We start from the raw sequence: 21,285 nt of genomic DNA, 5'->3' as shown, positions 1-21,285 counted from the left end.
TCGCCCATGAAGCCGACCCGTCTGCTGTTGAACTGGCTCGGCGCATTGCTGGGTCTGGGCATTTTGCTGGGCACTGCGGCAGCATTGCAGCTCACAGTACCGGACACCTTGCACTCAGTCGTCTGGGGGTTACTCCTGGCGTTGTTGCTGCTGGCCATGCTGGACGCCGTACGATTGCATCGCCGCCCATCTCCGCATGTACAACGGCAGATGCCCGGCAGCCTGGCGCTGGGACGCTGGGGCGAAATCCGCCTGGCTCTGGAGCACGACTTCCCACAGCCGCTGACGGTGCAGGTATTCGATCATGCCCCCGACGGGCTGAGCGTGGAGAACATGCCTCAACCCATAACCTTGTATCCCGGTGAACGCAGCGAACTGGGCTACCGCCTTCGCCCCCTGCGGCGAGGGCATTTCAGTTTCAGCCGTTGCGAAATACATCTACCCAGCCCTATGGGGCTGTGGGCGGCACGACGCCATATCGAAGTGAGCGACTCCACCCGCGTCTACCCGGATTTCGCTCGGCTCTACGGCGCCCAACTGCTGGGTGTGGACAACTGGCTGAGCCAATTGGGCGTTCGTCAACGTCAAAGGCGCGGTCTGGGGCTGGAATTTCATCAACTACGTGAGTTTCGCGAAGGCGACAGCCTGCGACAGATCGACTGGAAAGCCACCGCCCGACAACGCACCCCCATCGCCCGTGAATACCAGGATGAGCGCGACCAACAGATAGTATTCATGCTTGATTGCGGCCGGCGCATGCGAAGCCAGGATGACGAACTGTCTCATTTTGACCACGCCCTCAATGCGTGCCTGCTGCTCAGCTATGTTGCCTTGCGCCAGGGCGATGCCGTGGGGCTGTGCACCTTTGCCGGTGACCAATCGCGCTACCTGGCGCCGGTCAAGGGCAGTAGCCAGTTGAACCTGTTGCTCAATGCGGTGTACGACCTGGACACCACCCGACGGACCGCCGATTACCAGGCGGCGGCAAGCCAACTGCTGGCCCGGCAGAAGCGTCGAGCCTTGGTCATTGTGGTGAGCAACCTGCGGGACGAGGACGATGAAGCCCTGTTGACGGCCGTCAAACGCATCAGTCGTCAACATAAGGTGCTGGTGGCCAGCTTGCGCGAGGAGGTACTCGACCAACTGCGTCAAGCCCCCGTGCAAACCTTGCCCGAAGCCCTGGCCTACAGCGGCACCATCGACTACCTCAACACACGGGACGAGCTGCATGACCGCCTGACCGCACATGGCTTATCCGTCCTGGACACCTTGCCATCCGAGCTGGGCCCCGCACTGGTGACACGCTACCTGGGCTGGAAGAAAGCCGGCGCTTTCTGAGAAAAGCGTTCTGAAAAACCACACTCGACCACGGCAGAGGTAAATCCCTCTGAACCGGGTCGACAGTGCGTTGTAGCTAGGCCGAAGCCTGCAAGGGGTCAAAACTGAAGTAATGCAACAAGACGTTGATCAATTGCCCATACTCCTCCGGGGCCTGCAGCACACTGAACCCGGAATCGTAATGCTGCGGGTTGATATCTTCGTGGCTCCACAGGCAGGTAGCCGTGAGATCAATGGGATAAAAGGTGCCGTCAGCCTCCGGAATCTTCAAGCGCAGCTCGAAATCCACGTCGACCATCATGGGCAATTGGCTGATCAACATCAGCCCGTCTTCCGAAACATTGCCCAAAAAACCGATGGGCTTGTCGGTGAGACGGTTAAACACTTGCAGGAAGTAAGGTAGCTGATGCCGCTCGATCCGTCGGTCGGTAAACATGGTGAGATCGCCATCCAGTGGCCATAACGCGGCCGTGCCAGTGATTCGGAACGAGTAATAAAACCCGCTCTCCATGGATCTCGGTAAGACAACGGGCAATAGTCCGTCGCCAGAACAGCTACCGAGTCCGGGCCCGCATTCGTTTGCATAGAAACTTGTACAAACGAACATTCAAAGGATAGCCCAAGACTGGCAACAGGCCAGTTATGAAATGGCGATTATCATCACAATGAAGCGGGACGCGGCTGGGCGACACTTGCACCGCGGTAATGCCCCAACTGCTGCAAGGTATCGAGCCTCGCACGAGCACGATAGGCGTACTCACTCGACGGGTACTGATTGATGATGAATTGATAGGTCTGCACCGCATCGACGAACAGTTTCTGCCGTTCAAGGCATTGCCCGCGCAACATCGATACCTCCGGTTGCACATAGCGGCGCGTGCGGCTTTCACGGTCGACCTGGGACAACTCCAGGGTGACACGCTCGCAATCGCCGACCTTGTAGGCGCGGTAGGCATTGTTCAAATGGTGGTCCATCGACCAACGGGTGCAGCCGATAACACTGACGGCCAGGGCAGCAATGAGCAAAATTCGCATGAGGGTTCTCCTGTCTTGTGCAGTGTATCGACCCCTCGTTAAAAATCTTCAAGGATGTTCGTATTCAGCCGCAGCGAAAACAAGGCAATCGTCGATAAGTAGTGCAAACGAACAATGACTACAACGAAAGAGCATAGTAGCCTTCCTCAGCGCTTGAACTCAGGAGTCTGTGCATGTCCGTCCGTCGTACCAAAATCGTCGCCACCCTTGGCCCGGCCAGCAACTCGCCGGAAGTCCTCGAACAGCTGATTCTGGCTGGTTTGGACGTTGCCCGTCTGAACTTCTCCCACGGCACCCCGGACGAGCACAAGGCTCGCGCCAAGCTGGTGCGTGACCTGGCTGCCAAGCACGGCCGCTTCGTGGCACTGCTGGGTGACCTGCAAGGCCCGAAAATCCGTATCGCCAAGTTCGCCAACAAGCGGATCGAGCTGAAAATCGGCGACACCTTCACCTTCTCCACCAGCCACCCGCTGACCGAAGGCAACCAGCAAGTCGTGGGTATTGACTACCCGGACCTGGTCAAGGACTGCGGCGTCGGTGACGAACTGCTGCTGGACGATGGCCGCGTGGTCATGCGCGTCGACACCGCCACCGGCACCGAGTTGATCTGCACCGTGACCATCGGCGGCCCGCTGTCCGACCACAAAGGCATCAACCGTCGTGGCGGTGGCTTGACGGCACCGGCCCTGACTGAAAAAGACAAGGCTGACATCAAGCTCGCCGCCGAAATGGAAGTGGACTACCTCGCCGTGTCCTTCCCGCGCGATGCCGCCGACATGGAATACGCTCGCAAACTGCGCGACGAAGCCGGCGGCACCGCCTGGCTGGTGGCGAAGATCGAACGCGCCGAAGCCGTGGCCGACGACGAAACCCTCGACGGCCTGATCAAGGCTTCCGACGCGGTGATGGTTGCCCGTGGCGACCTGGGCGTGGAAATCGGTGACGCCGAGCTGATCGGTATCCAGAAAAAGATCATCCTGCACGCACGCCGCCACAACAAAGCGGTGATCGTGGCGACCCAGATGATGGAATCGATGATCCAGAATCCGATGCCGACCCGTGCCGAAGTGTCCGACGTGGCCAACGCCGTGCTCGACTACACCGACGCCGTGATGCTCTCGGCTGAAAGCGCCGCCGGCCCGTATCCGCTGGAAGCCGTTCAGGCAATGGCACGTATCTGCCTCGGCGCCGAAAAGCACCCGACCAGCAAGACCTCCAGCCACCGTATTGGCAAAGAGTTCGAAAGCTGTGACCAGAGCATCGCCCTGGCCGCCATGTACACCGCCAACCACTTCCCGGGCGTTAAAGCGATCATCGCCTTGACCGAAAGTGGCTACACGCCGTTGATCATGTCGCGCATCCGCTCCTCGGTGCCGATCTACGCGTTCACACCGCACCGTGAAGCCCAGGCCCGCGCGGCGCTGTTCCGTGGCGTGTACACCGTTCCGTTTGATCCGGCTTCACTGGCACCGAACGAAGTCAGCCAGAAGGCAATCGACGAGTTGGTCAAGCGCGGCGTCGTGGAGCAAGGCGACTGGGTCATCCTGACCAAAGGCGACAGCTACCACACCACCGGTGGCACCAATGGCATGAAGATCCTGCACGTGGGCGACCCTCAGGTCTGAGTGACACGCTGACAAACAAAAGCCCCGCCATGAAAATGGCGGGGCTTTTTGCATTTCAGGGAAGCGGTTGTTTGATGCCAAAGCACCTCATCTTGACCGCGCCGCCGACCAAAGGTGGGAGGGGGCTTGCCCCCGATGAAGCCCGATCAACCACCACACATTCATCGCCGGGTGATAAACGCTGACAGCGCCGCAATCGCCTCCGGCGACTTCAACCGCTGGGTGAACAAGGCACCCTCCTCCTCGATCACCTGGCGCAACTGCTCGCGATCCACACTTTTCATGAGCTGCTTGGTCACCTGCACCGCACCCGACGCCAGGGTCTCAAACCGTTCGGCCACTTCCCGCGCCTTGGCCAGCGCCGCCTCGCCGTTGCCCAGCGCTTCAGTGGCAAGCCCCCACGCAACTGCCTGTTCGCCGGTAAATCCCTCACCCAACAGCAACAATTCGGCGGCCTTTGCGTGCCCCAGCAACCTTGGCAAGATCAGGCTCGAGCCAAACTCCGGGCACAACCCCAGGTTGACGAACGGCATGCGCAAACGCGCATCGCGGCTGATGTACACCAGGTCGCAATGCAGTAGCAGGGTTGTACCAATACCCACCGCAGACCCCGCCACCGCAGCAATTACGGGTTTTCGACAGTTGAGCAGGCTTTTCATGAAGTGAAACGGTGGGCTGTCGAGGTCGCTGGGCGGCTGTTCGAGAAAATCACCGATGTCGTTGCCGGCCGTGAAGCACTCGCTGCTGCCCTGGATCAGCACGCAGCGGATATCGGCATCCGCGTCGGCGTGCTCCAGTGCATTGGCCAATTGCGTGTACATGGCGCGGGTCAGAGCGTTCTTCTTGTCGGGACGATTGAACTGCAGGATCAACGCCCCGCGTTCGCGCAACTGTTGGATGGCATCGGTCATGGCAAATCTCGCGGCTGGAACATTCAGCGCTCAACCGCGGGGCAAGAACACATCGGCCAGCAGCTGATTACGCGGCAATCCCGCCAGGAACAGGCGCCTGGAAAACGCCTCGACGCTGGCCGGGTGCCCGCAGAGTAAGGCCAGCGTTTGCCGCGAAACAAGCCGCAGTTGCGCCAATGCCTGGGCCACCTGCGCCGCCGTCCACAGTTCCACCGACAGGTTGGGATGCTGTGCAGCCAGCGCAGCCAAGGGCTCGGCCAGATAATGGCCTTCGGCATCATGGGCCAGGTGAATGACGCGGATGGCGCCCTGGTGATCCTGGCGCAGCGCCTCACGCAACACACCCCACAGGGGCCCCAACCCAGTCCCGGATGCCAGCAGCCACAATGGCCGTGTTTGCCAGTCCGGATCATATTGCAGCGCACCGCCGCGCAAATCCCCCAGGCGCAGTCGATCACCCACCTGCAACTGCCGGGCAAGATCGCTGAATTCGCCGGGCAGGCGACAATCGAGATGAAACTCCAGGAATGGATCTTCCTGGGGCAAGCTCGCCAGGGAATAAGGTCGCGCCACTTGCCCGGCCCACAACACCAGGTGCTGCCCAGCCCGGTAACGCAAACCTCGCTCTGGTTGCAGGCGCAGGCGCAGCACGTTCGGGTTCAGCCAATCGACACCCACCACCTGGGCCGGCAAGCCGTCACGCGTCGGGTCAAACGTTTCAACCCGCAGGTCGCCGCTGACCTGACACTGGCAGGCCAACCGCCAGCCGTCCTGGCGCTGCGCCGGGCTCAAGGCCTCGGGCTGCTTGTCTTCGACCTCGCCCTGGCACCGCACCAGGCAGGCATGGCAACTGCCGGCGCGGCAACTGTAGGGCACGGCCACACCTGCCAGGTTCAAGGCATCCAGCAGGTTGCTGCCGGGGGCTACCGACCAATGGTGTTCGCCGACGTACAGTTCAGGCATATAAGGACTCAATCACAAGGGGCGCGCACAGGGAATCATGCCTGCGACAGTTTGACCATAGTCGGGTGTATCGGCCACCGCGCCGGGTTATACTGCCGCGCCTTTTTAGCGTCGCGCCTGCACCACTTTGGCGTGCCTTGGAAAGGTGGCCTCAGCCGACCGATGCAACACTGGGCCCACCTTTATTGAATGTTCCCTTATAGAGGAGCGCGACTCATGACCGTGATCAAGCAAGACGACCTGATTCAGAGCGTTGCCGACGCCCTGCAATTCATTTCCTACTACCACCCCGTTGATTTCATCCAGGCCATGCACGAAGCCTACCTGCGCGAAGAATCGCCAGCAGCACGTGATTCCATCGCCCAGATCCTGATCAATTCGCGCATGTGCGCCACCGGCCATCGTCCGATCTGCCAGGACACCGGTATCGTCACCGTGTTCGTGCGCGTGGGCATGGACGTGCGTTGGGATGGCGCCACCATGGGCCTGGACGACATGATCAACGAAGGCGTGCGTCGCGCCTACAACCTGCCGGAAAACGTCCTGCGTGCATCCATCCTCGCCGACCCGGCAGGCGCGCGCAAAAACACCAAGGACAACACCCCGGCGGTCATCCACTACTCCATCGTCCCGGGTAACACTGTAGAAGTGGACGTGGCGGCCAAGGGCGGCGGCTCCGAGAACAAGTCGAAAATGGCCATGCTCAACCCGTCCGACTCGATCGTCGACTGGGTGCTCAAGACCGTTCCGACCATGGGCGCCGGCTGGTGCCCACCGGGCATGCTGGGTATCGGCATCGGCGGCACCGCCGAGAAAGCTGCGGTGATGGCCAAGGAAGTGTTGATGGAATCCATCGACATCCACGAGTTGAAAAAGCGCGGCCCGCAGAACCGTATCGAAGAAATGCGTCTGGAGCTGTTCGAGAAGGTCAACCAACTGGGCATCGGCGCCCAGGGCCTGGGTGGCCTGACCACCGTGCTCGACGTGAAGATCATGGACTACCCGACCCACGCCGCGTCCCTGCCGGTGTGCATGATCCCCAACTGCGCCGCCACCCGCCACGCACACTTCGTGCTCGACGGTTCGGGCCCGGCGTCGCTGGAAGCGCCACCGTTGGATGCCTACCCGGAAATCGTCTGGGAAGCCGGCCCGTCGGCCCGTCGCGTCAACCTCGACACCCTGACCCCGGAAGAAGTGCAGAGCTGGAAACCAGGCGAAACCGTGTTGCTCAACGGCAAGATGCTCACCGGTCGCGACGCCGCGCACAAACGCATGGTCGAGATGTTGAACAAGGGCGAAAGCCTGCCGGTGGACCTGAAAGGTCGCTTCATCTACTACGTCGGGCCGGTTGATCCGGTGCGCGAAGAAGTGGTTGGCCCGGCAGGCCCGACCACCGCTACGCGGATGGACAAGTTCACTCGCCAGATCCTCGAACAAACCGGCCTGCTGGGCATGATCGGCAAATCCGAACGCGGCCCGACTGCGATCGAAGCGATCAAGGACCACAAGGCCGTGTACCTGATGGCCGTCGGCGGCGCTGCTTACCTGGTGGCGCAAGCCATCAAGAAGTCGCGTGTTGTCGCGTTTGCCGAACTGGGCATGGAAGCGATCTACGAGTTCGACGTGAAAGACATGCCGGTCACCGTTGCTGTCGACAGCAAGGGCGAGTCCGTGCACATCACCGGTCCTGCCATCTGGCAGAAAAAGATCAGTGAAAGCCTGGCGGTAGAAGTGCAGTAAGCGCTTCCACTCCAAACATAAAGGCGACTGCGGCCCATGGCCCGGTCGCCTTTTTTATGGCCTGTGGAAAACGCGGCGGTTGTGACCTCTGGGCTTTCTGTGGCCACTGGGCTTGTTGTGGCGAGCGGGCTTGCCCCAACATAAACGTCGTGCATGCTATGGTGCACTCCCCTTACCGTGCCTGCCCATCACCGTATGATCGTGATCCCGCGCCCCCTGCGCCTGACCTTCTACTCCCTGCTGATCATCGCTGGCGCACTGCTGGCCGCAGCCCTGGCCACCCGCCACGCTGAACGCCAGGCCCTGGTGGACGATGCCGCCCGTGCCAATCAGCAACTTGCACTCTATGCCAGCTCGTTGCACACCCTGATCGAACGCTACCGTGCGCTGCCCGCCGTGCTGGCGCTGGACTCGGAAATGATCAGCGCGTTGAAAGGCCCGCTGGACGCCGCCACCCAGGACGTGCTCAACCGCAAGCTCGAACGCATCAATGGGGCCGCGCAGTCCTCCACCCTGGAATTGATGGATCGCACCGGCCTTGCGGTCGCCGCCAGCAACTGGAACCTGCCGAGCAGTTACGTGGGCCATAACTACGCGTTCCGACCGTACTTCAGCCAGACTCTGAGCCAGGGCACCGGGCGTTTTTATGCCGTGGGGGTGACGACCGGCATCCCAGGGTATTTCCTCTCCAGCGCCGTGCTGGATGAACACGAGCAGTTCCTCGGCGCCATGGTGGTCAAGCTGGAGTTCCCCGAGCTCGAACGCGAATGGGCCCAGGGCAATGACCTGCTGCTGGTCAGCGATGCGCGCGGCATCGTGTTTATCGCCAACCAGCCCGGCTGGCGTTATCGCAACCTGCGACCGTTATCGGCCAACGACCTTGCCGAGCTGAAAGCCACCCGCCAATACGACAAAAAACAACTGCAGGCGCTGGAAACCCAGACCCTGCAGCGCTTTGACGAAAACAGCCATCTGATGCGCGTCAACGGCCCGGATGGCAATGCCAACTACATCTGGGAATCGCTGCCCCTGAAAGCCGAAGGCTGGACCCTGCACCTGCTGCGCAAGCCCCAATTCGCCTTTGAGGACCAACGCAACGCCGGGCTCGCTGCCGCCGGTTCCTGGCTGGCGCTGGTGTTCCTGGTGCTGTTCCTGACCCAACGCTGGCGCCTGGCCCGCTTGCGCCAGCGCAGCCGCGAGGAGCTTGAGCAACTGGTGGAAGAACGCACCCAGGCGTTGCGCACCGCCCAGGATGGCCTGGTGCAATCGGCCAAACTGGCGGCGCTGGGGCAGATGTCCGCCGCCCTCGCCCACGAAATCAACCAGCCACTGACCGCCCAGCGCATGCAGTTGGCCACCTTGCGCCTGCTGCTCGATCACGGCCGCATTGACGACGCCTACGAGGCCCTGACACCGCTGGACGATATGCTCACACGCATGGCCGCCCTCACCGGCCACCTCAAGACCTTCGCGCGCAAAAGCCCGAGTGGCCTGCGCGAACGCCTGGACTTGGCCACGGTGGTCGACCAGTCCCTGCACCTGCTCGACGCACGCCTGCGCGATGAGGCCATCGGCGTGGTGCTGGACCTGGCCCGCCCCGCCTGGGTACGCGGTGACGCGATCCGCCTGGAACAGGTGCTGATCAATCTGTTACGCAACGCCCTCGACGCCATGGCCGACAAACCGCGCAAACGCCTGGAAATCCGCCTGCACGCCGACCAGCAACTCTGGCAACTCACGGTCAGCGACAGCGGCGGCGGGATTGCCGAAGAACACCTGAGCAGCGTGTTCGACCCGTTCTTCACCACCAAGCCGGTGGGAGACGGCCTCGGCTTGGGGTTGGCGGTGTCCTACGCTATCGTGCACGAATTGGGCGGTCGCCTGATCGCCGGTAACCGGGGCGACGGCGCAGTCTTTACCCTGACCTTGCCCATCGCGCTGGAGACGCCCGACCTATGTTGAACGCGGTGATTGTGGTCGATGACGAAGCCAGCATCCGCACGGCCGTCGAGCAATGGTTGAGCCTGTCAGGCTTTGAAGTGCAGTTGTTCAGCCGCGCCGAAGAATGCCTGGCGCAACTGCCCAGGGATTTCCCCGGCGTGATCCTCAGCGACGTGCGCATGCCGGGTCTCAGCGGCCTGGAGCTGCTGGCTGAAGTGCGGCGCCGTGATGCCGATTTACCGGTGATCCTGCTCACCGGCCATGGCGATGTACCGATGGCGGTCGAAGCCATGCGCGACGGCGCCTATGACTTCCTCGAAAAACCCTTCAGCCCCGACGCCCTGCTCAACAGCCTGCGCCGTGCCCTGGACAAACGTGGCTTGATCCTGGAAAACCGTCGCCTGCATCAGCAGGCCGACCACCGGGCGCAATTGGAATCGACGCTGCTGGGCGTGTCCCGGGGTTTGCAGACCTTGCGCCGCCAGGTGCTGGACCTGGCGAGCCTGCCGGTCAACGTGCTGATCCGTGGCGAGACCGGCAGTGGCAAGGAAATGGTCGCGCGCTGCCTGCATGATTTTGGTCCACGTGCGAAGAAGCCATTCGTGGCGCTCAATTGCGCGGCAATCCCGGAACAGTTATTCGAGGCCGAGCTGTTTGGTCACGAAAGCGGCGCGTTCACCGGCGCCCAGGGCAAGCGCATCGGCAAGCTGGAATACGCCCACGGCGGCACGCTGTTCCTCGATGAAATCGAAAGCATGCCGCTGGCCCAACAGGTGAAATTGCTGCGTGTGCTGCAGGAGCAGAAGTTGGAGCGGCTGGGCTCCAACCAGAGCATCCACGTGGACCTGCGCATCATCGCCGCCACCAAGCCGGACCTGCTGGAAGAGGCCCGCGCCGGGCGCTTTCGCGAAGACCTGGCGTATCGATTGAACGTCGCGCAATTGCGCCTGCCGCCCCTGCGCGAGCGCCGCGAAGATATCCCGTTGCTGTTCGATCACTTTGCACAAAGTGCTGCCGAACGCCTGGGCCGCAGCGTCGAGCCATTGAGCGGCGCGCAGTTGGGGCGCTTGCTCAGCCATGACTGGCCGGGCAACGTGCGCGAGTTGGCCAACGTCGCCGAACGCCAGGTGCTGGGCCTGGGCGACCCGGAGCCGGAAGGCATCGAGGCCGGACAGTCCCTGGCCGCGCAGCAAGAGGCCTTCGAAGCCCACTGCCTGAAAGCCGCGCTGACCCGACACAAAGGCGATATCAAGGCGGTACTGGCCGAGCTGCAACTGCCACGGCGTACCTTCAATGAAAAGATGCAGCGCCATGGGTTGGTGCGGGAGATGTTTCTCTAGGCCAACCTTTGTGTTGACTGCCAGGCCTTATCGGGGGCAAGCCCCCTCCCACATTTTGATCTGTGAACACATTCAAGTGTGGGAGGGGGCTTGCCCCCAATGAGGACAACAGCCATAAGCGGATTTCCGCCCACTGCCTGCAAATCATCAGCGGTTTTTCGCTCAAATAAATCCTCAAACCCCTCTGTTCCGGGCCTTCATCCACCTGGCACAGCTCCTGCTATAGCTCGACCCAGGCTGCGCACGCGCCGCTCCATAAAAACAACTAGATGAAGGATCCTTCAATGGATAACTCCAACGCCCTGCCTCTGGGGTCGGCGGCCGCGCCGGCAAAAGAGCGCACTACCTCCAGCCGCATCAAATCGATTTTCAGTGGTTCCGTCGGCAACATGGTCGAATGGTACGACTGGTACGTCTACGCCGCTTTCTCGTTGTACTTCGCCAAGACTTTCTTCCCCAAAGGCGACACCACCGCCCAACTGCTCAACACCGCCGCGATCTTCGCCGTGGGCTTCCTGATGCGCCCGATCGGTGGCTGGCTGATGGGCCTGTACGCCGACAAGGTCGGCCGTAAAAAAGCCCTGATGGCCTCGGTCTACCTGATGTGCTTCGGCTCGCTGCTGATTGCCCTGAGCCCGGGCTATGAAATCATCGGTATCGGCGCGCCGATCCTGCTGGTATTTGCCCGCTTGCTGCAGGGACTGTCGGTCGGCGGCGAATACGGCACCTCCGCCACTTACCTCAGCGAGATGGCGACCAAGCAACGTCGTGGTTTCTACTCCAGCTTCCAATACGTGACGCTGATCTCCGGCCAGCTCATCGCCCTGGCGGTGCTGATCGTGCTGCAACAACTGCTGACCACCGAGCAACTGTATGCCTGGGGCTGGCGTATCCCGTTCGCCATCGGCGCACTCTGCGCAGTGGTTGCGCTGTACCTGCGGCGCGGCATGGAAGAAACCGAGTCGTTCACCAAAAAGGAAAAGGCCAAGGAAAGCGCAATGCGCACCTTGATGCGCCACCCCAAGGAACTGCTGACCGTGGTCGGCCTGACCATGGGCGGTACGCTGGCGTTCTACACCTACACCACCTACATGCAGAAGTACCTGGTGAACACCGTCGGCATGAGCATTTCCGACTCCACCACCATCTCGGCGGCGACGCTGTTCCTGTTCATGTGCCTGCAACCCATCGTCGGCGGGCTGTCGGATAAAATCGGCCGGCGGCCGATCCTGATCGCCTTCGGCATACTCGGTACGCTGTTCACCGTGCCGATCCTCACCACCCTGCATACCATCCAGACCTGGTGGGGCGCGTTCTTCCTGATCATGGCGGCGCTGATCATCGTCAGCGGCTACACCTCGATCAACGCCGTGGTGAAAGCCGAACTGTTCCCCACCGAAATCCGCGCCCTGGGCGTGGGCCTGCCGTATGCGCTGACGGTGTCGATCTTCGGCGGCACCGCTGAATACATCGCGCTGTGGTTCAAGAGCATCGGCATGGAAACCGGTTACTACTGGTACGTGACCGCGTGTATCGCGGTGTCCCTGGTGGTCTACGTGACCATGAAGGACACCCGCAAGCACTCGCGCATTACCACCGACTAAACGTCAGTTGCAGTCAACCCTGCGGGAGGGGGCAAACCCTCCCACAGGTTGAATCAGGACAACTCAGCTATCGTCTTACGTCCGTACCGCCGCTGCGCGTAAGACGCCCCCGCAATCATCACCACCAACACCGCCGCCAACACTGCCGACGAACCGATGGTGCCGAAGTCCAACCCGCCCTTTTCATGGGGCTTGGTAAGGAAGTCACCCAAGGTCGCGCCGAACGGCCGGGTCAGTACAAACGCCACCCAGAACAACAGCACCGAAGAAATCCTGGTGAAGTATTTGAGTGCCACCACCGCCGCAATCGCCGAGCCGATCAACAAGGCGCCGCCAGCAAAGCCCAGCCCGGAGTCATCTGCCAGGAAATCGCCCAACGCGGTGCCCAAGGTGTTGGAGAACAGGATGGCCATCCAGTAGAACAACTCACCCCGAAAGGTCTGCACCTTGTTCACGTTCAGCGAATCGCCGCTGAGGTGCCACAACGCGAAGATGATCATCAGGATCGCGATCAGGATCATGGAGCCCGTGGCATAACCCAGCCCCAAGGTGCGGTCCATGAAATCCGACATCGTGGTGCCTGCGGTGCTAGTGGACAGAATCACGATCCAGTACAGCACCGGGTTATAGGTTTTCGAGCGCAGTTGCGTCACCAAGGTGATCAGGAACACGCTGATCAGCATCATCGAACTGATGGCATAACCGACATCCAGGGTCATCGACAGCAAATCCCCGGCGGTTTCGCCCAAGGTGGTCGCGCAGATTTTCATGACCCAGAACGCCAGGGTGATCTGAGGAAGTTTATTCATAAGGGGGAAGGCTCCAAAGCTCAGTCTCTCAATAGGCCGACTTATTGGGTTGTCGACAGTGGGCGCAGACTGACGGTGGAGCTGTGAAAAATAGGTGGGCGATGAATGAAAATTCCATAGTATGGCCACTTCATCGACGACCACTGCAGGAACCCCGGCCATGCCTGACGATATCCACTTCTACGAACCCGCCAACGGCCACGGCCTGCCCCATGACCCGTTCAATGCCATCGTCGGTCCACGGCCGATCGGCTGGATCTCGTCCCATGACAACGAAGGTCACCTGAACCTGGCGCCCTACAGTTTTTTCAATGCGTTCAACTACATTCCGCCGATCATTGGATTTTCCAGCGTCGGGCGCAAAGACAGCCTGAACAACATCGAACAGACCGGCGAGTTTGTATGGAACCTGGCCACCCGTCCGTTGGCTGAGCAGATGAACCAGAGCTGTGCTGCCGTCTCACCTGAGGTGAACGAGTTTGAATTGGCCGGCCTGACGCCGGTGGCCTCGAAGATCGTTGGTGTGCCGCGGGTGGGCGAAAGCCCGGTCTCGTTCGAATGCAAGGTGACGCAGATCATTCAGCTGCAACGTGCCGACAAGGCATTGGTGCCGAGCTGGCTGGTGCTCGGCGAGGTGGTCGCGGTGCACATTGCCAAGTGGCTGCTCAAGGATGGCATCTACGATACCGCCGCCGCCGAGCCGATCCTGCGCGGTGGCGGACCGGCGGATTACTTTCAGTTGGGGCCAGAAGCCCTGTTCAGGATGTATCGCCCAGGCGCCAGCAAACCCTGACTGAAAGACAATAAAACGTGGGAGGGGGCTTGCCCCCGATGGCAATGGCACATTCAACATCGTTGTTGACTGACACGCCGCTATAGGGGGCAAGCCCCTCCCACATTGGACTGTCGGTGTTGCTCAGTTGGCGGCGCTCGCCCAGGTCAGTTGACCCTCTTCGTCCACACCCGTCAGCCGTTCAAGCTGCACAGTGGCTGCATCGTCAGCATCGGAGGCTGTCTTGAACGTCTGTCCGTCAAGGATCTTGTGAAACTGCGGGGCGCCCATGCCATCCAGTGCCTTGACGGCAACGGCGGCGCTGTAGCCCCCTTCACCCGGTACTACGGCGGATACGGCTTCGTGGTGGGCAAATTGTTTACGTGCCATGTTGCAGGTCCTGGCCAATGGAAAGTCGGCCATTCTAGACCTTCAGCCGGCGAGTTGCAGGTACTCGCCGTAGGCGTGTGCGGCGGATGCATCGGTGAAGGTCTGGAAGTCCATGCTGCGCACGACCATGTCGTTCAACAGCTCGGTGAAGATCATCAGCGCCGGGGAGTTGAAGTAGGCGCTCATCGCCTGCTCGCTGCTCCAGAAACCGGAGATCAACCACACATCAGGATCAACCTGGGAATGCTGCAACGAGAACTGCAGGCAACCCTGAGCCTGGCGGCCCGGTTCGATCAAACTGCTCAAGCGTGCACCGAGTTCGGTGCTGCACCCAGTGCGGGCGCGGATAAAGGCCATATGGCTCGCGGGAATGGGGGTGGACATGTTCGACTCTCCCGTTGAGAAGTGATGCTCGGCAAGCACTGTGAGGGCGTGTTGCCACAGGATCAAAGATAACGGCGCGAGTCGGCGCGCGGTTAGTCAATTCCTGTCGGCTTATTGCACAATCCTGCGAGAAGCGTAGGGAGGACGTCTGGCACAGAGGTTTTATTCCATGACCCGAGGCCTTGTTTCAGGGAGATGACAGGTGCCGCGATTGCCTGATTCACGATGTATCGCAGGATCAGGCAAGGATTGTGCAGAATCGACGTAACACTGTTTGAAAAGCCGCCGCTAAGCTGACCCCATCGAAGTAGCCAGTAGAGGACGTTCCATGTCGTCGCCCGAACATACAGCCATTCCCCTCGACGCCGAGATGGAAAAACAGCGCGCCGAACTGGCCAGCATCGTGCACCGGCATACCTGGGAGGACGGCTCCTACGGTACGGCCATCACCACCCTGTTTCTGAACCGCCACAACACCCCGCGCGACTTCATGCCGGTGCTGGTGGAACCGGCCCTGTGCATCCTCGCCAGTGGCAGCAAGGAAGTACGCCTGGCCGACGAAATCTTTGCCTACGACCCGCTCAACTACCTGGTGTTCTCGGTAGCGATGCCGGTGGCCGGGCGGATCATCGATGCAACACCGGAGGACCCGAACCTGTCGGTGCGCATCAATATCGATCCGGCACAGCTCACCGCGCTGATTGCCGAGGCTGGCCCGATGGGCGTGCCATCGCGCCCGACTTCTCGCGGCATGTACGTCGACCGCATCGATGGCCAACTGTTGGACGCCGTACTGCGACTGGCCCGCCTGTTGGATACGCCGAAAGACATCGCCATGCTCGCGCCGTTGATCAACCGCGAAATTCTTTACCGGTTATTGCGTGGGCCGCAGGGCTATCGGCTGTATGAAATCGCCGTGGCCAACAGTCAGAGCCATCGGGTCAGCCAGGCGATCAAGTGGTTGAACGGCAACTACGAACAACCGCTGCGCATCGATGACCTGGCCAAGGAAGTGAACCTGAGCGTTTCGACCTTGCACCACCGTTTCAAGGCGATCACCGCCATGAGCCCGTTGCAATACCAGAAGCAGTTGCGCTTGCAGGAGGCACGGCGCTTGATGATTGCCGAAGGGTTGGAAGCGTCGGCGGCGGGGTATCGGGTGGGGTATGAAAGCCCATCGCAATTCAGCCGGGAATACAGCCGATTGTTTGGCGCACCGCCGTTGCGTGACCTGGCCCGGTTGCGCCAGAGCATCTGAGCCAATGACGATCAACATGTGGGAGGGGCTTGCCCCCTCCCACACTGTTACCGCTTGTGTTCAGTCTAATCCGCGCGGCAGTTGCAGGGTCACGCGCAAGCCACCCTCACGCAAATTCTGCAAACTCACTTCACCGCCATGGCTGTGCGCAATGTTGCGCGCAATCCCCAGGCCCAAGCCATAACCCTGTTGCTGCCCGGCGAGGCGGAAGTGTGGCTCGAAGACTTGCTCCAGGCGCTGCTCCGGCACGCCGGGCCCCTCGTCGTCCACATGCAGGACGAACTCCGCGCCATCGTCCTCGATGTGCAGATGGGCGTTCTGCCCATACTTCAAGGCATTGTCGATCAGGTTGCCGATGCAGCGCTTGAGCGCCAGCGGCTTGCCCGGATACGCCGCCAGGGCAGCACCGTCCAGCGTGACCCGGCCGTTGCCGTTGGGTGCCACGTAAGGCTCCACCAGGCATTCGAGCACATGATTGAGGTCCACCGGCTCAATGTTCTCGTGGATATCCGTGTCCTTCACGCATTGCAGCGCGCCCTTCACCAGCAACTCCAGTTCATCCAGGTCACGGCCGAACTTGGTTTGCAGGTTCTCGTCCTCCAGCAGTTCCACGCGCAGGCGCAGGCGGGTGATCGGTGTGCGCAAGTCGTGGGAAATCGCACTGAACAATTGACTGCGCTCGGTCAGGTAGCGGCTGATGCGCTCACGCATGGCGTTGAAAGCACGGCCCACTTCCACCACTTCGCTGCCGCCACCTTCGGCCACTGGCTCCACGTCGGCGCCCAGGGACATGTCCCGCGCCGCCCGCGCCAAGCGCTTGAGCGGCCGGCTTTGCCAGTGCACCAGCAGGCCGATGAACAGCAGCAGAAAACCGCTGGTCAGCACGATAAACCACACCTGCTGGGACGGCAGGCCTTGTTCTTCAAGGCTGGTGTAGGGCTCGGGCAACAGCGAGGCGATGTACAGCCATTCGCCCTGGGCCAGTTGGATCTGGGTGACCAGCACCGGCGGGTTCACCGGTTCCAGGGTCAGCGCGTAGTGGGCCCAGGAACGCGGCAGCTCATCGAGTTTCAGGCCGGCATTGAAGATGCGCAGGTCTTCGGCGCTGACGAACTCCACCGACATATGCACATCGGCGCCCAGGGTCTGCTTGAGCACCTCATCCACCGCTTCAAGCACCGCCTGTTTGCGCGGGGTCTGCGGCAGGATGGCCATGTCCAGCGGGCGATCATTGAGCGTCACCACAAAACGCGTGCCACCCATGCTGCGCAGTTGATCGAGCACCAGCGGCCGATACGCCACCGGTAACGAACGAAAATAACTCACGCTGGCGGTCATCGAATGCGCCAGGCTGCGGGCACTGGTGACCAGGCCTTCGAGCTGGGTGGCGCGCAATTGCGAGACCCAGATCACGCTGGACAGCGCCTGGGCGAACAACACTGCCAGCAGCGTCAGCAGCAGCATGCGCCCCAGCAGCGAACGCGGTACCGGGAAGCGTCGGCGGCGTTCGGTCAACGGCTCAGTGGACATTGCCGGCAACCACGCTGGCTGCCAGTTGATAACCACTGCCCCGCACGGTGCGGATCAGACGAGGGGGCTTTTCGGTGTCGCGCAGGCGTTGGCGCAGGCGGCTGACAGCCATGTCGACGATGCGATCCAGCGGCATCAGGTCACGACCCCGGGTGGCGTTGCCGATGGTGTCGCGGTCGAGGATCTGCTGCGGGTGGTCGAGAAACAATTTGAGCAGGGCAAAATCGGCGCCGGAGAGGATCACTTCTTCGCCGTCCACATGGAACAGACGGTGGCTGATCATGTCCAGCCGCCACTCATCGAACACCAGCACATCGCCGCCGCTGCTGCGCTCCTGGCCGAACTGGCAACGGCGCAACAAGGCCTTGATCCGCGCTTGCAACTCGCGAGGGCTGAAGGGTTTGCCGATGTAGTCGTCGGCGCCCAGCTCCAGGCCGATCACACGGTCGGCCTCGTCGGAACTGGCGGTGAGCATGATGATCGGCACCTGCGCCTGGCGCGGGTGCTGGCGGATCCAGCGGCAAAGGCTGAAACCGTCTTCGTCCGGCAACATCACATCGAGGATGACCAGGTCGCACGGTGCCTCGTTCATCGCCTGGCGGAACCCCGCGCCATCCGGCACCCCACGCACCTGGAAACCGGCGCGACTGAGGTAGGTCTGCAGCAATTCGCGGATTTCCTGGTCGTCATCGACCAGGAGGATCGATTTACTGATTACGCTCACGGGGTCCTCCTTGTTGTTATGGGGTGTTATTGATGGCCTCATCGGGGGCAAATGCGTTCCAAATGTGGGAGGGGGCTTGCCCCCGATAGGGCCATCAGTCCCTATGCAAAAGCCTGTTCCAACGCGACGCCAGCCCCGGTCAACCCGGAATACGGCGCCGTCACCAACCACACCGGAATACCCTTGAAGTAGTCGCTCATGCAGCCTTTGTCAGCAAAGCTCCTGGCAAAACCGCTGTGGATAAAGAAGTCGGCAAACCTCGGTATCACCCCGCCCACGATGTACACACCACCGCGTCCGCCGGTGGTCAGCACATTGTTACCGGCTACGCGGCCCAGCCAGATGCTGAACTGGTCCAACACTTCCATCGCCACCGGGTCACCGGCCAGGCCGGCGGCCGTGATGGCTTCGGGGGTTTCCAGTACCGGCGCATGGCCGTCGACCGCACAGATCGCCCGGTACAGACGTGGCAGCCCGCCACCGCTCAAAGCCGTTTCAGCGCTGACATGCCCGATCTCGGTGTAGATGTGCTGCCACAGCTGGGTTTCCCGTGGGCTGCTCAGCGGCAGGTCGACGTGCCCGCCCTCCCCCGGCAGCGCCGCAAAACGGCCACCGCCCAGGTCCAGCAAGGTACCGACACCCAGCCCGGTGCCCGGACCGATCACCACCGCAGGCCGCAACGGCTCCGGCGTGCCCTCGCAGACCACGCGGAATTCGTCGGGCTTGAGGCGGGTCATGCCCAGGGCCATGGCCGAGAAATCATTGACCAACAGCAGATCATCCACCTGCAATGTCTTGCAAAACGCAGTCTTGCTCAGGCGCCAGTGGTTGTTGGTGAATTTAAATTCATCTCCGCTCACCGGACCAGCGACGGAAAGACACACCGCGCCGATGTCCCCGATTTCCAGGCCTTCCTCCTTGAGGTAAACCTTGATAGCGGCCTCAGGACTGGAATGATCCGCCGTGGCATGCACGCGGATCGAATGCAGTTCCTGATCCCGCCACAACGCAAAACGGGCATTGGTGCCCCCGATGTCACCGACCAGCGCTAACTTCACTTAAGCGTCTCCAAGGCAGAGGTAAAGGCGCTGGCGCCCTGCTCTGCGGAGCTTGCGGCCAAGCGCATAAATGCAAACAGCTCGCGACCGGCCCCCACGTTGTTACCCAACAGGCCCGTGGCAGGCGCACGCGCTGCAAATTCTTCGGCGTCCACCTTAAGCTCCAGGGTGCCCTTCACGCCATCCACACGAATGATATCGCCATCCTGCACCCGCGCCAGTGGCCCGCCGCTCTGGGCTTCGGGGTTGACGTGAATCGCGGCGGGGATCTTACCCGACGCGCCCGACATACGCCCGTCTGTTACCAGCGCGACCTTGAAGCCACGATCCTGCAATACACCGAGGAACGGCGTCATCTTGTGCAATTCCGGCATGCCATTGGAACGCGGGCCCTGGAAGCGCATCACGGCGACGAAGTCTTTTTCCAACTGGCCAGCCTTGAACGCATCGGCCAGGTCCTGCTGGTCCTGGAACACCACGGCGGGTGCTTCGACAATCTGGTGCTCGAGGGCCACGGCCGAGACTTTCATCACGCCACGCCCCAGGTTGCCTTCCATCACGCGCAAACCGCCCTCGGGCGAGAACGCGCGGGCCACCGGGCGCAGGATGCTTTCGTCGAGACTCTCGATGGGACCGTCGCGCCAGATCAGCTCGCCGTCCACCAGGAACGGCTCCTGGGTGTAGCGGATCAGGCCCTTGCCGGCCACGGTGTTGACGTCTTCGTGGAGCAGGCCGGCTTCGAGCAGCTCACGGATCAGGAACGACATGCCGCCCGCCGCCTGGAAGTGGTTGATATCGGCCTTGCCGTTGGGATACACGTGGGACAGGGTCGGCACCACCTCGGAAAGGTCGGCCATGTCGTCCCAGGTGAGGATGATGCCCGCCGACATGGCGATGGCCGGCATGTGCAGGGTGTGGTTGGTGGAGCCGCCGGTGGCGTTGAGCGCGATGATGGAGTTGACGATGGATTTCTCGTCGACGATCTCGCCGATCGGCGTGAAGTTGCCGTTGGCCTTGGTGAGGCGCGTGACCTGGTGCGCGGCTTCGCGGGTCAGCGCATCACGCAGCGGCGTGTACGGGTTGACGAACGAGGCGCCCGGCAGGTGCAGGCCCATGACTTCCATCAGCAACTGATTGGTGTTGGCGGTGCCGTAGAAGGTGCAGGTGCCGGGGCTGTGGTAGGACTTCATCTCCGATTCCAGCAGCTCTTCGCGGGTGGCCTTGCCTTCGGCATAGCGCTGGCGCACATCGGCCTTCTGCTTGTTGGAAATGCCCGACGGCATCGGCCCGCCCGGTACGAAGATCATCGGCAGGTGGCCGTAGCGCAGCGCGCCCATCATCAGGCCGGGGACGATCTTGTCGCAGATGCCCAGCATCAAGGCCGCGTCGAACATGTTGTGGGACAGCGCTACCGCCGTGGACATGGCGATGACTTCACGGCTGAGCAGGCTCAGCTCCATACCGGGCTCGCCCTGGGTCACGCCGTCGCACATCGCGGGAGTGCCGCCGGCGAACTGGCCGACCGAGCCGACTTCGCGCAGGGCTTTCTTGATCTGTTCAGGGAAATGTTCGTACGGCTGGTGCGCCGAGAGCATGTCGTTATATGACGAAACAATTGCCACGTTGGCGGCATTCATCATGCGCAGGCTATTTTTATCTTCAGTGCCGCAACCGGCCACGCCGTGGGCAAAGTTGGCGCATTGCAGCTTGCCGCGCATCGGACCGTCGCTGGCTGCGCCGCGAATGAGCGCAAGGTAAGCCTCGCGGGTGGCGCGGCTGCGGGCGATAAGCCGTTCGGTGACCTCAAGGACGCGGGGATGCATGTGTAGAACTCCAGGCTAACGGATGTGGCGACCTGAGTGT

At 61.6% G+C, this 21,285-nt stretch carries 19 protein-coding genes; 8 read left to right on the top strand and 11 right to left on the bottom strand.

Features of this window, described 5'->3' with window-relative positions; all coding sequences use genetic code 11:
- Positions 1-6 precede the first annotated feature (6 nt).
- A complete protein-coding gene (locus BM017_RS18090; RefSeq protein ID WP_092246840.1) occupies positions 7-1,338 on the top strand; it encodes a DUF58 domain-containing protein in 1,332 nt (443 codons plus the stop codon).
- A gap of 76 nt (positions 1,339-1,414) precedes the next feature.
- Here the strand turns inward: BM017_RS18090 and BM017_RS18085 are convergent, their stop codons facing one another.
- Together BM017_RS18085 and BM017_RS18080 are read right to left on the bottom strand one after the other, a co-directional pair.
- Complete coding sequence (locus BM017_RS18085) at positions 1,415-1,774, bottom strand: PilZ domain-containing protein (protein ID WP_071489334.1); 360 nt, start codon at positions 1,772-1,774, stop codon at positions 1,415-1,417.
- Positions 1,775-1,998: 224 nt separating this feature from the next.
- Entirely contained in the window at positions 1,999-2,373 is a 375-nt protein-coding gene (locus BM017_RS18080; RefSeq protein ID WP_092246837.1) for a tetratricopeptide repeat protein, read from the bottom strand.
- Between the two features lie 173 nt (positions 2,374-2,546).
- On the opposite strand from BM017_RS18080, the gene pyk reads away from it, so the two are divergent.
- Positions 2,547-3,998 (top strand): pyruvate kinase, encoded by a 1,452-nt coding sequence (pyk, locus tag BM017_RS18075; RefSeq protein WP_071496512.1) that lies wholly within the window; start codon positions 2,547-2,549, stop codon positions 3,996-3,998.
- Between the two features lie 161 nt (positions 3,999-4,159).
- On the opposite strand, the gene BM017_RS18070 is transcribed toward pyk, so the two are convergent.
- Entirely contained in the window at positions 4,160-4,909 is a 750-nt protein-coding gene (locus BM017_RS18070) for an enoyl-CoA hydratase (RefSeq protein ID WP_092246834.1), read from the bottom strand.
- A gap of 30 nt (positions 4,910-4,939) precedes the next feature.
- Positions 4,940-5,872 (bottom strand): iron-sulfur-binding ferredoxin reductase, encoded by a 933-nt coding sequence (locus BM017_RS18065; RefSeq protein ID WP_071489330.1) that lies wholly within the window; start codon positions 5,870-5,872, stop codon positions 4,940-4,942.
- A gap of 216 nt (positions 5,873-6,088) precedes the next feature.
- Between BM017_RS18065 and BM017_RS18060 the strand changes: the two genes are divergently transcribed.
- The 4 genes from BM017_RS18060 to BM017_RS18045 all read left to right on the top strand — a co-directional run bounded on the left by BM017_RS18060 (position 6,089) and on the right by BM017_RS18045 (position 12,497).
- Complete coding sequence (locus BM017_RS18060) at positions 6,089-7,612, top strand: fumarate hydratase (protein WP_027605509.1); 1,524 nt, start codon at positions 6,089-6,091, stop codon at positions 7,610-7,612.
- A 195-nt stretch (positions 7,613-7,807) separates the two neighbouring features.
- Positions 7,808-9,574, top strand: coding sequence for an ATP-binding protein (locus BM017_RS18055; RefSeq protein WP_092246831.1), 1,767 nt, complete (start codon positions 7,808-7,810; stop codon positions 9,572-9,574).
- Positions 9,568-10,893 (top strand): sigma-54-dependent transcriptional regulator, encoded by a 1,326-nt coding sequence (locus BM017_RS18050; RefSeq protein ID WP_092246828.1) that lies wholly within the window; start codon positions 9,568-9,570, stop codon positions 10,891-10,893. Before BM017_RS18055 ends, BM017_RS18050 begins: the two co-directional genes overlap by 7 nt.
- Before the next feature lie 284 nt (positions 10,894-11,177).
- Positions 11,178-12,497 carry an MFS transporter gene (locus tag BM017_RS18045; RefSeq protein WP_071489327.1) on the top strand — a complete coding sequence of 440 codons (1,320 nt, stop codon included), beginning with the start codon at positions 11,178-11,180 and terminating at the stop codon, positions 12,495-12,497.
- A gap of 53 nt (positions 12,498-12,550) precedes the next feature.
- On the opposite strand, the gene BM017_RS18040 is transcribed toward BM017_RS18045, so the two are convergent.
- Complete coding sequence (locus tag BM017_RS18040; protein WP_071489326.1) at positions 12,551-13,306, bottom strand: COG4705 family protein; 756 nt, start codon at positions 13,304-13,306, stop codon at positions 12,551-12,553.
- Between the two features lie 160 nt (positions 13,307-13,466).
- On the opposite strand from BM017_RS18040, the gene BM017_RS18035 reads away from it, so the two are divergent.
- On the top strand, positions 13,467-14,099 hold the full coding sequence (locus BM017_RS18035; RefSeq protein ID WP_092246825.1) for a flavin reductase family protein: 633 nt from the start codon (positions 13,467-13,469) through the stop codon (positions 14,097-14,099).
- Between the two features lie 123 nt (positions 14,100-14,222).
- On the opposite strand, the gene BM017_RS18030 is transcribed toward BM017_RS18035, so the two are convergent.
- Entirely contained in the window at positions 14,223-14,501 is a 279-nt protein-coding gene (locus BM017_RS18030) for a hypothetical protein (protein WP_083351504.1), read from the bottom strand.
- A 9-nt stretch (positions 14,502-14,510) separates the two neighbouring features.
- Positions 14,511-14,852: an antibiotic biosynthesis monooxygenase family protein gene (locus BM017_RS18025; protein ID WP_010208042.1), complete on the bottom strand. Its 342-nt coding sequence runs from the start codon at positions 14,850-14,852 to the stop codon at positions 14,511-14,513.
- Positions 14,853-15,180: 328 nt separating this feature from the next.
- On the opposite strand from BM017_RS18025, the gene BM017_RS18020 reads away from it, so the two are divergent.
- Positions 15,181-16,110: an AraC family transcriptional regulator gene (locus tag BM017_RS18020; RefSeq protein ID WP_092246822.1), complete on the top strand. Its 930-nt coding sequence runs from the start codon at positions 15,181-15,183 to the stop codon at positions 16,108-16,110.
- Positions 16,111-16,170: 60 nt separating this feature from the next.
- Here BM017_RS18020 and BM017_RS18015 read toward each other — a convergent pair whose 3' ends face one another.
- From BM017_RS18015 to edd, 4 genes are read right to left on the bottom strand one after another with little or no spacing between them, the layout of a single operon-like run.
- Positions 16,171-17,640 (bottom strand): ATP-binding protein, encoded by a 1,470-nt coding sequence (locus BM017_RS18015; protein WP_071489322.1) that lies wholly within the window; start codon positions 17,638-17,640, stop codon positions 16,171-16,173.
- On the bottom strand, positions 17,630-18,406 hold the full coding sequence (locus BM017_RS18010; RefSeq protein ID WP_219731708.1) for a response regulator: 777 nt from the start codon (positions 18,404-18,406) through the stop codon (positions 17,630-17,632). Before BM017_RS18010 ends, BM017_RS18015 begins: the two co-directional genes overlap by 11 nt.
- Before the next feature lie 59 nt (positions 18,407-18,465).
- Positions 18,466-19,422 (bottom strand): glucokinase, encoded by a 957-nt coding sequence (locus BM017_RS18005; RefSeq protein WP_071489321.1) that lies wholly within the window; start codon positions 19,420-19,422, stop codon positions 18,466-18,468.
- On the bottom strand, positions 19,419-21,245 hold the full coding sequence (gene edd / locus BM017_RS18000; RefSeq protein ID WP_092246819.1) for a phosphogluconate dehydratase: 1,827 nt from the start codon (positions 21,243-21,245) through the stop codon (positions 19,419-19,421). The genes BM017_RS18005 and edd overlap by 4 nt, the downstream gene beginning before the upstream one ends.
- Between the last annotated feature and the right edge of the window lie 40 nt (positions 21,246-21,285).

The organism is Pseudomonas sp. NFPP04 (assembly GCF_900113815.1).
In the GTDB taxonomy this organism is placed as follows: domain Bacteria; phylum Pseudomonadota; class Gammaproteobacteria; order Pseudomonadales; family Pseudomonadaceae; genus Aquipseudomonas; species Aquipseudomonas extremorientalis.
Note: the sequence above shows the minus strand (reverse complement) of the source record. Positions and strands in the feature narration are given on the sequence as shown.